The sequence below is a fragment of the Pseudomonas sp. GD03858 genome, from assembly GCF_029840925.1.
Lineage (GTDB): Bacteria > Pseudomonadota > Gammaproteobacteria > Pseudomonadales > Pseudomonadaceae > Aquipseudomonas.
Window position 1 is genome coordinate 1 of record NZ_JAOCDM010000138.1, and the last position, 13237, is coordinate 13237.

Genomic DNA, 13237 nt, shown 5'->3' on the forward strand with positions numbered 1-13237 from the left:
CGCTGGCATTTCGGGCAAAACACGCTAGCCCGCTGCCCCAGCTTCACTTCACGCAGCTCGGTGCCACACAGCTTGCACGGCTGGCCACTGCGTCCATAAACGAACAATTCCTGCTGGAAGTACCCCGGCTGGCCGTCGCCACCGATGAAGTCGCGCAAGGTGGTCCCACCCTGCTCGATGGCCGCCGCCAGCACTCGCTTGATCTCGATCGCCAGCTTCAGGTAACGCGCCCGGGAGATCCCGCCCGCCTCGCGGCGTGGGTCGATCCCGGCGGCGAACAGCGCCTCGGTGGCGTAGATGTTGCCCACGCCCACCACCACCGCGTTGTCCATGATGAACGGCTTGACCGCCATCGACCGCCCGCGGGACAGCTGGAACAGCCGCTCGCCGTCGAACAGATCGGTCAACGGCTCCGGCCCCAGGCGGATCAGCAGCTCGTGGTTGAGTGGATCGAGGCTCCAGAGCATGGCGCCGAAGCGACGCGGGTCGGTGTAGCGCAGCATCAGCCCCGATTCGAGCTCGATATCCACATGTTCGTGCTTGGCCGCAGGCAGCCCCAGCTCGACCAGGCGCAGGTTGCCCGACATGCCCAGGTGGCTGATCAAGGTGCCGACCTCGGCATTGATCAACAGGTACTTGGCGCGACGCTCGACGCTGACGATGCGCTGACCCGACAGGCGCACGTCGAGATCCTCCGGGATCGGCCAGCGCAGGCGCCGGTCGCGTACCACCACGCGGCTGACGCGCTGACCTTCAAGGTGCGGCGCGATACCCCGCCGTGTGGTCTCGACCTCTGGCAACTCCGGCATGGCTCAGTGCCCACCCATTTCGCGAATGTTGTGCTTGAGCTGCTCGAAGTCGTATTCGGTCAGGCCGATGTAGTCCAGCACCAGCGACCCGACCACGTTCCACTCGTGGTCCTCGCTCTGGTTGCCGAGCACGCGGTAGGACGCGCAGATGTGCTCGGCCATCTTCAGCACCGCCAGCAGGTTCTTCAGCTGGGTCTGGGTGTTGCGCGAGGACTCGTCGCGAAACACCGCCAGGGCGTTGTGGTGGTTGGCGATGGCAGCGCTGATGTGCTCGGGCAGGCGCCAGGACTTGGCGGTGAAGTAGCCGACCACCGAGTGGTTGGTGTTGAACACGCGGTTCTCGGTGTCCACCACGCGGACTTCGTCATTGGCCTTGGCGTAGGACTCTTCCAGCACGTCCATGTAATTGGGGAAGCGCTTGTGCATCAGCGGCACGCCGCAGTCGTGGAACAGGCCCAGGGTATAGGCCTCGTCCACCGCCTGGATGCCAGTGCGCTTGGCCAGGGTCAGGCAGGTCATGGCCACGTCCTGGGCGGTGTCCCAGAAAGGATTGAGGGTGACGATGGTCTCGTCGCTCATCTCGCCCTTGATCGACTGGGCGTTGATCAGGTTGATGATCGAGCGGCTACCCAGCAGGTTCACCGCGCGCTGGATCGAACCGATCTTGTTCGACAGGCCGAACTGCGCCGAATTGACCAGTTTGAGCAGGGCGCCGGACAGGCCCGGGTCCTGGCTGATCAGCTTGGCGATGGTCTCCAGGTCCGGGTCGGGCATGTACTGCTCGAACTGCAGGTCGACCATGATCTGCGGCTGCGGCGGAATGGTGATGCCTTGCAAGGCTTGCTGGATCTGTTCGGCGGTAAGTTCCTGGGACATGGGTACGCACTCGGTAAGGACGGAGGATTCTAACCCTGTACGCCGGCAGGGCAACTATCAGTGGATCGTTGGATCCAAGCTTTTCTTTAACGTGGGAGCGGGCTCCACAGCGCATCGGGGGCCAACGCGGTATACTCCCGCTCTTTTTCCCGGAGCGACGTCATGTCCCTGCCCAGCCTTCGTCTCAAAGCCAACGCCGACCGCCGCCTGCGCGCCGGCCACCTGTGGGTCTACAGCAATGAAGTCGACGTCGCCGCGACCCCGCTGCAGGGCCTGAAGGCCGGCCAGCAGGCCATTCTCGAAGCCGCCAACGGCAAGCCCCTGGGCGTTGTGGCCATGAGCCCGAACAACCTGATCTGCGCCCGCCTGCTGTCGCGCGATGCCAAGCTGCCGCTGGACAAGTCGCTGCTGGTGCACCGCCTGAACGTCGCCCTGTCGCTGCGCGAGCGCCTGTTCGACCAGCCGTGCTACCGCCTGGTCTACGGCGACTCCGACCTGCTGCCGGGCCTGGTGGTCGACCGCTTCTTCGACATCCTCGTGGTGCAGCTGGCCTCGGCCACCATGGAAGCGCACAAGGACGACGTCATCGCCGCCCTGGTCCAGGTCCTGAAGCCAAGCGGCATCCTGTTCAAGAACGACTCCGCCGCCCGTGACGCCGAAGGCCTCGGCCGCTATGTCGAGACCGTCTACGGCGAAGTCCCGGACTGGGTCGCGCTGGAAGAGAACGGCGTGAAGTTCGAAGCCCCTGTCCGCGAAGGCCAGAAGACCGGCTGGTTCTACGACCACCGCATGAATCGCGCGCGCCTGGCGCCGTACGTCAAGGGCAAGCGTGTGCTCGACCTGTTCAGCTACATCGGTGGCTGGGGCGTGCAGGCCGGCGCGTTCGGCGCCAGCGAAGTGTTCTGCGTGGACGCCTCGGGCTTCGCCCTGGACGGTGTCGAGCGCAACGCCGCGCTGAACGGCATCAGCGACAAGCTGACCTGCATCGAAGGTGACGTGTTCGAGGCCCTGCGCGAGCTGAAAGCCGCCGAAGAGCGCTTCGACGTGATCATTGCCGACCCGCCCGCCTTCATCAAGCGCAAGAAGGACCTGAAGAACGGCGAGGCCGCCTACCGCCGGCTCAACGAACAGGCCATGCGCATGCTGAGCAAGGACGGCATCCTGGTCAGCGCCTCGTGCTCGATGCACCTGCCCGAGGACGACCTGCACAACATCCTGCTGACCAGCGCCCGCCACCTGGACCGCAACCTGCAACTGCTCGAACGCGGCGGCCAGGGCCCGGACCACCCGGTACACCCGGCCATCGCCGAGACCCGCTACATCAAGAGCATCACCTGCCGGTTGCTGCCAAACAGCTGACAGCAAGCTGCAAGCTGCAAGCTGCAAGCTGCAAGCTGCAAGCTGCAAGATCCTCTGTCTTGCAGCTTGTGGCTTGCCACTTGTAGCTGAAGCATTCCCTCACCACGCCAGCGGTGTAGAATCGGCCTATTCATCGCCAGACATCCCCGGCGGGTTTATGAGCTCTGGTCGAGCCTGCGGCGATCCCGCGCGGTCCTTCGATCCCCATCCGTGCCTGTGGCAACCGGCCTTCGGCGTATTTAGGACAAGAGAAGCTCACTCCCTTTTTGTGACGTGATTTAGCCGCCAGGAGCGCTCCATGCCTGATTATCGTTCCAAGACCTCCACCCAAGGCCGCAACATGGCCGGCGCCCGCGCCCTGTGGCGCGCCACCGGGATGAAGGACGAAGACTTCAAGAAACCGATCATCGCCATCGCCAACTCGTTCACCCAGTTCGTCCCGGGCCACGTGCACCTGAAGGACCTGGGCCAGCTGGTCGCCCGCGAGATCGAGCGCGCCGGGGGCGTGGCCAAGGAATTCAACACCATCGCCGTGGACGACGGCATCGCCATGGGCCATGACGGCATGCTGTACTCGCTGCCCAGCCGCGAGATCATCGCCGACGCCGTCGAGTACATGGTCAACGCCCACTGCGCCGACGCCATCGTCTGCATCTCCAACTGCGACAAGATCACCCCCGGCATGCTGATGGCCGCCCTGCGCCTGAACATCCCGGTGATCTTCGTCTCCGGCGGCCCGATGGAAGCCGGCAAGACCAAGCTGGCCAGCCACGGCCTGGACCTGGTCGACGCCATGGTGATCGCCGCCGACTCCAGCGCCAGCGACGAGAAAGTCGCCGAGTACGAGCGCAGCGCCTGCCCGACCTGCGGTTCGTGCTCCGGCATGTTCACCGCCAACTCGATGAACTGCCTGACCGAAGCCCTGGGCCTGGCCCTGCCGGGCAACGGCTCGACCCTGGCCACCCACGCCGACCGCGAGCAGCTGTTCCTCACCGCCGGCCGTACCATCGTCGAGCTGTGCAAGCGCTACTACGGCGAGAACGACGAATCCGTGCTGCCGCGCAGCATCGCCAACTTCAAGGCGTTCGAGAACGCCATGATGCTCGACATCGCCATGGGCGGCTCGACCAACACCATCCTGCACCTGCTGGCCGCGGCCCAGGAGGCCGAGGTGGACTTCGACCTGCGCGACATCGATCGCCTGTCGCGCAAGGTGCCGCAGCTGTGCAAGGTGGCGCCGAACATCCAGAAGTACCACATGGAGGACGTGCACCGCGCCGGCGGCATCTTCAGCATCCTCGGCTCGCTGGCCCGTGGCGGCCTGCTGCACACCGACCTGCCGACCGTGCACAGCCCAAGCATGGAGGAAGCCATCGCCAAGTGGGACATCACCCAGACCGACGATGAAGCCGTGCATACCTTCTTCAAGGCAGGCCCGGCCGGCATCCCGACGCAGACCGCGTTCAGCCAGTCGACCCGCTGGGAAACCCTCGACGACGACCGCGAGAACGGCTGCATCCGCAGCTTCGAGCACGCCTACTCGCAAGAAGGCGGCCTGGCCGTGCTGTACGGCAACATCGCCCTGGACGGCTGCGTGGTGAAGACCGCCGGTGTGGATGAGTCGATCCATGTGTTCGAAGGCACCGCGAAGATCTTCGAGAGCCAGGACAGCGCGGTGCGCGGCATCCTCGCCGACGAAGTGAAGGCCGGCGACATCGTCATCATCCGCTACGAAGGCCCGAAAGGCGGCCCGGGCATGCAGGAGATGCTCTACCCGACCTCGTACCTGAAATCCAAGGGCCTGGGCAAAGCCTGCGCCCTGCTCACCGACGGCCGCTTCTCCGGCGGTACCTCGGGCCTGTCGATCGGCCACGCCTCGCCGGAAGCCGCCGCAGGCGGTGCCATCGGCCTGGTGCGCGACGGCGACAAGGTGCTGATCGACATCCCCAACCGTTCGATCAACCTGCTGGTCAGCGACGAAGAGCTGGCCGCGCGTCGCGTCGAGCAGGACAAGAAAGGCTGGAAGCCGGTCGAAGTACGCCCACGCAAGGTGACCACCGCGCTGAAGGCCTACGCCCTGCTGGCCACCAGTGCCGACAAGGGTGCGGTGCGTAACAAGGCGATGCTCGACGGGCTGTGAGGCGCCGAAGGCAATAAAAAACCGGCGCCTGGTGCGCCGGTTTTTTATTGCCTGTGCGGGCCCTTTCGCGGGTAAACCCGCTCCCACAGGGCAGTGAACATCCTGTGGGAGCGGGTTTACCCGCGAAGATGCCAGCACAATCAGCACAAGACCTACTGGATCTGCTCCGGCGTAACGATCACCCAGTTCTTGTCCGCCGTCACCGGCAACCCTTCCTTGGCCTGGGCCGCCGCGTTCTTCGCAATCATGCCGTTGAGCTGATCCATGTACTTGGCCTTGCGGTTTATCCACAGGTGGATGCCGCCCTTGCTCACATCGACGCCATGGAACTGCATGTAACCATCGCTGGTTGGCGTATCGCCCCCCACCAACACCGGCTTCTTCCACTCGTCGATATAGGTCAGGATCGCCGCCTGCTTGCCGGCCATCCAGGTCGCCGGGGTCCACAGGTACGGGGTCAGTTCCAGGCCTTCGTTGGCCTTGGGGTCATAGTGCCCGGCGCTGATCTGCTTGCGCGCGGTGGTCAACTGGCCCGTGGCGCGGTCCTTGAGCAGCAGGCTGACGCCAATCACGTTCTCGGGTTTGACGTTGTAGCCGTACTTGGGATCGGCGGCGACCATGCGCACCAGCTCTTCCGAGGCCGCCGAGATCACGTAGACCTCGATACCGTTCTCCATCAGCTTGTTGTACAGCTCGGCCTGGCCGGTGAAGACCTTGGGCGGCTGTACCTCGATGGTCTTGACCTGATCTCCCTCGAAGTAGGTGCTGGGAATCGGCTTGCCCGAGGCCATCAACTCGTCGACCTGCTGCTTCAGCTCCTTGAGGGTGAAGCCCGAGAATACCTGGGCCACCCACGGGTAGCAGACCATGTCGTCGAGCTCGCACAGGCGGTAGTAGTAGCTGAACAGGCTCTCCTTGTGTTCGGCGGTGTCCTTGAACGGCATCAGCCTGAGCGACGGGTCGAGCTTGTCGCGGGTCAGCAGGCCCTTGTTTTCCATGAACGGCAGCAAGGCTTCCTCGAGGTCGAAGCGATAGCTGGTGTTGTCCATGTCGAACACCGCGTAGTTACCCTTGTTGGCGTTGGCGGCAATCATCGCGTCGAGCTTCTGGGCCGCTTCGCTCGGCCAGTGCTTGAGTTCGGTGGCCGCCCAGCTGCTGGCACTGAGCAACAGGGCCAGGCCGCCGGCGAGCATTCTCGGAGCAGACATCATGTGCAGTTCTCCTATGGACGTGGCCGCTCAACCCTAGACCCGATCGATGACGAACAGGCATTCACGACCGACGCCGAGGCACCTGTAAACGCCATGTTCATTGCCAGCCACGACATGGCGTTATTCCATAAGCGACTATGCAAATTCCTTTTAGATATAAATTCGTTTGTTTTCAGGCTGTTAGCATTTCCGTTCGCAATCGCTCACAGAGGCGATGCCTCTTCTGCCTTTTCCTGGAGCTTCAATGAACCTGCCGCTGTCTCTCAACCTGCTGGCGTTCCTGGCCTTGCTGCTGGGCCTGGCGCAAACCCGCCGCACCGACTGGAGCCTGGCCAAGAAGGTCCTGCTGGGCCTGGTGCTGGGCGTGCTGTTCGGCCTGGTCCTGCACACGCTCTACGGCGCCGGCCATCCGGTGCTCAAGGCGACCATCGCCTGGCTCGACCTGGTCGGCAATGGCTACGTCGGCCTGCTGCAGATGATCGTCATGCCGCTGATCTTCGCCTCGATCCTCAGCGCCGTGGCCCGCCTGCACAACGCCTCGGCCCTGGGCCGGATCAGCGTGCTGAGCATCGGCACCCTGCTGCTGACCACCGCCATCGCCGCGCTGATCGGCATCGCCCTGACCAACCTGTTCGGCCTGAGCGCCGAGGGATTGGTCGCGGGCGCCCAGGAAAGCGCCCGCCTGCAGTCCATCCACAGCGACTACGCGGGCAAGGTCGCCGACCTCAACATCCCGCAGCTGCTGCTGTCGTTCATCCCCAGCAACCCGGTGGGCGACCTGGCCCGGGCCAAGCCGACCTCGATCATCAGCGTGGTGATCTTCGCCGTGTTCCTGGGCCTGGCCGCGCTGCAACTGATCAAGGACGACAAGGACAAGGGCGAGCGCGCGCTGTCGGCCATCGACGTGCTGCAAGCCTGGGTGATGCGCCTGGTGCGCCTGGTGATGAAACTCACCCCCTATGGCGTGCTGGCACTGATGACCAAGGTGGTGGCCAGCTCCAACCTGGAGGACATCCTCAAGCTGGGCAGCTTCGTGGTGGTGTCGTACATCGGCCTGGGCCTGATGTTCGTGGTCCACGGGGTGATCCTGGCACTGACCGGCGTCAGCCCGCTGCGCTTCTTCCGCAAGGTGTGGCCGGTGCTGACCTTCGCCTTCACCAGCCGCTCCAGCGCCGCCAGCATTCCGCTGAACATCGAGGCGCAGACCCAGCGCCTGGGCGTGCCGCAGTCGATCGCCAGCTTCAGCGCCTCGTTCGGCGCGACCATCGGCCAGAACGGCTGCGCCGGCCTGTACCCGGCCATGCTCGCGGTGATGGTCGCTCCGGCGGTGGGCATCGACACCTTCGACCCGCTGTGGATCGCCACCCTGGTGGCCATCGTCACCCTCAGCTCGGCCGGCGTGGCCGGCGTGGGCGGTGGCGCGACCTTCGCCGCGCTGATCGTGCTGCCGGCCATGGGCCTGCCGGTGGAACTGGTGGCCTTGCTGATCTCGGTGGAGCCGCTGATCGACATGGGCCGCACGGCGCTGAACGTGAATGGGTCGATGACGGCGGGGGTGGTTACCAGCCAGTTGCTGAAAGAGACCGACAAGCGCGTGCTAACCAGTGATGAGCATGCCGAACTGAGCCACTCCTGACACTCATCGCGGGGCAAGCCCGCTCCCACGCCGTGGGAGCGGGCTTGCCCCGCGATGAGGCGGAACTCAATACGTCGCCCGCAGCTTCAACGTCAGGTTGCGCGGCTCGCCATAGAAGTTCGAGCCCCAGGCACTGTCCACGCGCTCGTAATAGACCCGGTCGAACAGGTTGTTGGCGGTCAGCGTCGCCGACAGGTGCTTGTTGAAGCGATAACCCACCTGCGCCGTGGCCACGCTGTAGCCGCCCTGGACGAAGTCCACGCCATTGCGCGTGTAGTAGGTGGAGCTGACCACCCGCACACCACCACCGACACTGAACCCTTCCAGCGGCCCATCGGCGAACGCATAGCGCGTCCACACATTGAAGTTGTGCTTGGGCGTGATGCTGATGCCCTGATAGTCGGCCTGGCGCCCCGACTCCAGGCGGGTGAAGGCGTAGCCGGTGCTGACGCTCCAGTTGTCGGTCAGGTTGCCGGACAGCTCGGTTTCCCAACCCTGGCTGCGCACCTTGGCCTGGGCTTCGTAGAACGGCGTCTGGCCGATCTGCTGGGCGCGGTTCTCGTCGTAGATGCGGAACACCGACACGCTGCCGTTCAGGCGGCCATCGAAGAATTCGCGCTTGAGCCCCAGCTCGTACTGCTTGCCTTCGCGTGGCGCGACCGTGCTGCTGCCGGCGGCGAGCTGGGTTTGCGGCTTGTAGACGGTGGTGTAGCTGGCATAGGCCGACAGCTCAGGGGTCAGCTTGGCGACCAGCGCTCCGTACGGGATCACCTTGCGCCGCACGCTGGTATGAGGATTGGAGAACTCGTTGAAGAACGGGTTGGCATTCTGGCCGTCGCTGTCGAACCAGATCACCCGGCTGCCGAGGATCACGTCCAGCCAGTCATTGGCGCTGATCTTGGTGCGCCCATACAGCCCGTACTGGTTCGACTTGGACGAGTTGCCGTTGACCATGTCGTAGTCGACCCTGGGAATGTCGATGCTGCCCGGATCGAACACATTGATGTCGAAGTACTCCTGGCCGCCGTAGCGAAAATCCTTGTCCACATGCTGGTAGTCGGCGCCCACGGTGAGCTCGTGGGTACGCCCGAACGCCTCGAACGGCCGCGTCACGAAGCTGTCCAGGCCCAGGGTCTTGATATGGGTGTAGTAGTTGTAGGCCACCGCCGAACTGGCGCCGGTCTCGGGATTCACCGAACCGTCGGTCCAGGTGAAGTCGCGCGTCGGCGTCTCGGCGTCGCGATAGGTCAGCGAGGTCTTGAACTGGCCGCCGTCGTCCAGCGCATGGTCGACCTCGAAGAAGCTTTCCCAGACCCGCTCGTCCAGCTCGTTCCACTTGGCGTCGACAAAGGTCGAGCGCTTGACGTCGAGCAACTTGCCGCTGTCGTAGGCCGGCAGGCCGAACGCAGGCACCGACTTGTTGCGCTGGTAGGCGCCGCCCAGGGTCAGCGTGGTGGCCGGCGACAGGTCGTATTCCAGACGCCCGTACATCATCGGGCGCTCGTTCTGGGCGTAATCGACGAATGCCTGGTTGTTCTCGTAGGCGGTGACGAAGCGCCCGCGCAGGCTGCCGTCGCTGTTCAGCGGCCCGGTGACATCCACCGTGGAGTGGTAGCGGTCATAGGTGCCCGCCGACAGCTCGCCGGACAAGGCGAACTGCCCCAGCGCCCGCTTGCGCACCAGGTTGATGGTGCCGCCCGGCTCGCCCGCGCCCTGGTACAGGCCGGACGGCCCGCGCAGCACTTCGACACGGTCGTACATGGCCAGGTCGAACGCCGTGGCCATGTCGCCCTGGCCGGTGGGCTGGGTGACGCCATCGACCTGCACCATGTCGACCGGGAAGCCACGCATGTACACGTCATTGAGGTTGGAGCCGGTGTTGTAGCTCTTGATCGTGGTGCCGGTCACCTGCCGCATGGCGTCCTGCAGGCTGTTCATGTTCTGGTCGTCCAGGCGCTGGCGGGTCATTACCGAGACCGACTGCGGAATGTCCTTGAGCTTCTGCTCGCCCTTGCCGATGGTCAGCGCGCTGGTGGTGTAGGAGCCCGTCCCCTCGGTAGTGGCACCCAGCTGCGTGCTGTCGATCTTCACCGCGCCCAGCTGCATGGAGGTATCGTCCGCCGCGCGCTGGCGCTCCAGGGTGACGCTGTCGCCATCGATGTAGGCCGCGCTCAGGCCGGTGCCCTGGAGCAGCCGGGCCAGTGCCTGCTCCTGTGGATAACTGCCGTGCAGGCCCGACGAGCGCAGGCCTTGGGTGAACTCGCCCGGCACCAGTACCTGCAAGCGGGTGACCGCGCTGAACGCCGCCAAGGCCGAGTCCAGCGACTGCGCCGGAATGTCGAAACGGTAGACCTGCGCCTGCGCGGCCGCGATGGCCTGCCCAGGTCCGGCCAGACTGGCGCTGCCCAGTGCGATGGCCAGGCCGAGCGCGGCCCGAGTGGCGGTGGTTTTCATCAATGGAGCTCCCCGAAATCGTCCAAGTCGTCGATGGGCGCGCACCGTCTGAGAGTGCTTATTATTTGCGCCTACGAATTCAAGGACGACGGTCCCGGGAAAATCCCCGAAACTTTTTCAACCTTCGCGCAGAACGCGCAAATAGGGGGTGAACTGCTGTGCCTGCACGCCCAGGGTGTGGCTCAGGGCCTTGAGCACGGCCTGCGGCTTGTCGATGTCGAATACCCCGGACACCTTGCGCTGACGCAGGGCATCGCCCAGCACCAGCGTCTGGCCAGGCCAATAGCGGTTCAGCTCGGCGACCACCTCCGCCAGCGGCTGCTGGCTGAATACCAGCTGTCGCTCGCGCCAGGCAAAAGCGCGGCTGGGCTCGAAGCCATGCACGGCACCAGGCCCTTTGGCCATGTATTCCACAGCCTGCCCCGGCTGGAGCTGCACCTCGGGGCCGCCGCCGACCCGCACCTCGACCTTGCCCTGGGCGAGCTGCACGCGGGTCTGCCCGTCGCCCTGAGCGACGCTGAAGCGAGTGCCCAGCACACGCACCTGACCCTCTCCTGAGCGCACCACGAAAGGTCGCGCGCTATCACGCGTCACCTCGAACCACGCCTCGCCGCGCAGCAGGCGCACGCGCCGCTCGCCCGCCGTCAGCTCGACCTGCAGCGCGCTGTCGGTATTGAGCTGGATGCGCGAGCCGTCTTCGAGCTGCACGCTGCGTGATTCGCCCGTGGTGGTGGCATAGTCGGCGCGCCAACGGTCCAGCCAGGGCGTCTGGCTGACCAGCAGCCCCAGCATCACGACGGCTGCGGCCGCACTCGCCAGCCGCGGCCAGGCCCGGCGTCGGGGCGCTCGCCAGCTAGCCTGCTGCTGTTCACGCACCTGCCTGGCCGGTGCCTGCAGAGCCCCCAGCAGGCCAAGCACGTCTTGCCAGGCCTGCGCGTGCGCTATCCCCTGCGCCCGCCACACGGCGAACGCCTCCCGCTCGGCCGGGGTAACGTCCTCGGCTTGCAGGCGGTAGTACCAGGCCGTCGCCTCGGCGAACAGCTGGTCGCTGTCAGGGATATCGCTCATCGGGACAATCGCATTCTCGGGGTCGCGGCTCATGGGCGTGGCGTCCTTACCGTACCGGCCAGTTGCGCCTGGATGCTAGCCCGACACTCGAGCAGCGCGCGGCGCAGCTGGTATTCGACGCTGCGCGCGGTGATGTTCATGCGCTCGCCGATCTCGCGGTAGGTGCAACCGTCGACATGATAGAGCAGGAAGATTTGCCGGGTCGCCTCGGGCAGGGCCTGGATCGCCGCCTGCATCAAGGCCTGGTCCTGCTGCGCGGCCAGCTGGTCCTCGGCGCCGGGCGCGTCGCAGGCCAGCTCCTCGCTGGGCTCGCCAGCCTCCAGCCGCTCGCGGCGAATGGCCTGGCGCTGATGATCGCGAACCAGGTTGCTGGCGATGGTGAAGAGAAAGGCCGGCAGGTTGTCGATCTGCTTGTCCGCAGGCAACCGCGCCAGACGCAGGAACGACTCCTGGGTCAGGTCGGCGGCCACCTGGGTGTTGCCGGTGCGCCGCGCGACGAAGGCTTCGAGGGCCTTCTTGTGCTCGCTGAACAACCGGGCGATCTGCTTGTTCCACGACGACACGACGCATCCTGGCTCAGAGTCTCAAGAGGCGTGCACGCTAGCAGAAGATGAGACATATTCGCAATTGTCACCTGCCACGCTCGGCGCTGCCCTCACTCACCCAGCCGCTGCATCCTCGACTACCTTGAAGCGCAGCACGCCGATCACCTGCCCGTCCTCGGTCAGCACCCGTACCTGCCACTTGCCCACCGGGTTCGTCGGGAAATTCTGCTTGTGGGTCCAGGCCCGGTAGCCTTCCTTGCGCCCACCGTGAATGTCCAGGGCGATGCGGTCCACCTCTTTGCCGTTCAGCTGCCAGACATGATAGATCCGCTCGTTCAGGCCACGAGGCGCGTTGATGGCGGTGTAGGCGTACAGGCCGCCGCTGCGGATGCGGCTGGCGGCCACCTCGTCCAGCGACGCGCCCGGCTGGCGGTTGAGCACTTCGGTGCTGATGGCCACATCGGTCATCCACAACGTGGCCGGTGGCACCCAGGAACGCAGCAGCCAGCCGCCGCCGCCCACGGCCAGGGTCACCAGCACCAGCGCCGCGCCACGGCGCCAGTTGTTGATCGGAAAGCTGCTGGCCAGGCTCGGGAACGACAGCACCATCGCGGCGATCAGCGCCAGCCTGAAGCTCTGCGCGGTGGTCAGGTGCAGGATGATCGGCAGCGCCGTGAGCAACGCGGCGAACAGGGTCAGGGTATGCAGCGCGAGGAACAGCCAGCGCCGTGGCGCCAGCCACTTGTAGTACAGCGGGTCGACGATGGAGATCAGCCCGGCGGCGCCGAGCAGGCCGGTGAACACCAGCTGGCCGCTGTTCCAGGTGGTGGTGATGAAGAAGAACGGCAGGACAAAGAACAGGCTTTCCTGGTGGATCATCTGCGTCGCGTAACGCAGCAGCGGCTGTGGAATCTCACGCTTGAAGGTACGGGCGAAGAGGCCGGTGAGGGTGTTCTCCAGCATCAGCCAGACCCAGCTGACCAGCATCAGGATGGCGATCCAGCTGGCCAGGCCGGCCTGACGGTCGACCAGGATGAAGCTGCCGATCCCCGAGAGGAAACCGCCGAGCGCGATGATGCCAGGGTAGCGTTTGAGCAGTTCGATGATGCGCAGGATGAAGCTGGGGATCGGGGGCATGG

The 13237-nt window shown here is 65.2% G+C and carries 10 protein-coding genes; 3 read left to right on the forward strand and 7 right to left on the reverse strand.

Translation table 11 applies throughout. The annotated features are described in order from the left end of the window. Both mutM and N5D48_RS23775 read right to left on the reverse strand, forming a co-directional pair. Positions 1-809 (reverse strand): bifunctional DNA-formamidopyrimidine glycosylase/DNA-(apurinic or apyrimidinic site) lyase (gene mutM / locus N5D48_RS23770; protein ID WP_279888457.1); only part of this gene is annotated, 809 nt, incomplete at its 3' end. A gap of 3 nt (positions 810-812) precedes the next feature. Then, positions 813-1631, reverse strand: coding sequence for an HDOD domain-containing protein (locus N5D48_RS23775; RefSeq protein ID WP_279888466.1), 819 nt, complete (start codon positions 1629-1631; stop codon positions 813-815). A 216-nt stretch (positions 1632-1847) separates the two neighbouring features. Between N5D48_RS23775 and N5D48_RS23780 the strand changes: the two genes are divergently transcribed. Next, positions 1848-3044, forward strand: coding sequence for a class I SAM-dependent rRNA methyltransferase (locus tag N5D48_RS23780; RefSeq protein ID WP_279888458.1), 1197 nt, complete (start codon positions 1848-1850; stop codon positions 3042-3044). Between the two features lie 298 nt (positions 3045-3342). Further along, positions 3343-5184: a dihydroxy-acid dehydratase gene (gene ilvD / locus N5D48_RS23785; RefSeq protein ID WP_279888459.1), complete on the forward strand. Its 1842-nt coding sequence runs from the start codon at positions 3343-3345 to the stop codon at positions 5182-5184. A 152-nt stretch (positions 5185-5336) separates the two neighbouring features. Here the strand turns inward: ilvD and N5D48_RS23790 are convergent, their stop codons facing one another. Then, positions 5337-6395, reverse strand: a complete 1059-nt coding sequence (locus tag N5D48_RS23790) for a haloacid dehalogenase-like hydrolase (RefSeq protein ID WP_279888460.1) — start codon at positions 6393-6395, stop codon at positions 5337-5339. Positions 6396-6639: 244 nt separating this feature from the next. Here N5D48_RS23790 and N5D48_RS23795 point away from each other — a divergent pair, with 244 nt between their 5' ends. Next, positions 6640-8031, forward strand: coding sequence for an L-cystine transporter (locus tag N5D48_RS23795; RefSeq protein WP_279888461.1), 1392 nt, complete (start codon positions 6640-6642; stop codon positions 8029-8031). Between the two features lie 66 nt (positions 8032-8097). Here N5D48_RS23795 and N5D48_RS23800 read toward each other — a convergent pair whose 3' ends face one another. From N5D48_RS23800 to N5D48_RS23815, 4 genes are all read right to left on the reverse strand, one after another. Next, positions 8098-10485: a TonB-dependent siderophore receptor gene (locus N5D48_RS23800; protein WP_279888462.1), complete on the reverse strand. Its 2388-nt coding sequence runs from the start codon at positions 10483-10485 to the stop codon at positions 8098-8100. A 117-nt stretch (positions 10486-10602) separates the two neighbouring features. After that, the gene (locus N5D48_RS23805; protein ID WP_279888463.1) at positions 10603-11586 is read right to left on the reverse strand and encodes a FecR family protein; all 984 of its coding nucleotides are present in this window, start codon (positions 11584-11586) and stop codon (positions 10603-10605) included. Continuing rightward, positions 11583-12116: an RNA polymerase sigma factor gene (locus N5D48_RS23810; protein ID WP_279888464.1), complete on the reverse strand. Its 534-nt coding sequence runs from the start codon at positions 12114-12116 to the stop codon at positions 11583-11585. Before N5D48_RS23810 ends, N5D48_RS23805 begins: the two co-directional genes overlap by 4 nt. Positions 12117-12212: 96 nt before the next feature. Next, positions 12213-13235 (reverse strand): DUF5924 family protein, encoded by a 1023-nt coding sequence (locus tag N5D48_RS23815; protein WP_279888465.1) that lies wholly within the window; start codon positions 13233-13235, stop codon positions 12213-12215. Positions 13236-13237 lie beyond the last annotated feature (2 nt).

Coding starts and splice junctions, on each gene's coding strand:
- N5D48_RS23780 (WP_279888458.1), top strand. CDS start 1,848: ATGTCCCTGCCCAGCCTTCGTCTCAAAGCCAACGCCGACCGCCGCCTG.
- ilvD (WP_279888459.1), top strand. CDS start 3,343: ATGCCTGATTATCGTTCCAAGACCTCCACCCAAGGCCGCAACATGGCC.
- N5D48_RS23790 (WP_279888460.1), bottom strand. CDS start 6,395: ATGATGTCTGCTCCGAGAATGCTCGCCGGCGGCCTGGCCCTGTTGCTC.
- N5D48_RS23795 (WP_279888461.1), top strand. CDS start 6,640: ATGAACCTGCCGCTGTCTCTCAACCTGCTGGCGTTCCTGGCCTTGCTG.
- N5D48_RS23800 (WP_279888462.1), bottom strand. CDS start 10,485: ATGAAAACCACCGCCACTCGGGCCGCGCTCGGCCTGGCCATCGCACTG.
- N5D48_RS23805 (WP_279888463.1), bottom strand. CDS start 11,586: ATGAGCCGCGACCCCGAGAATGCGATTGTCCCGATGAGCGATATCCCT.
- N5D48_RS23815 (WP_279888465.1), bottom strand. CDS start 13,235: ATGCCCCCGATCCCCAGCTTCATCCTGCGCATCATCGAACTGCTCAAA.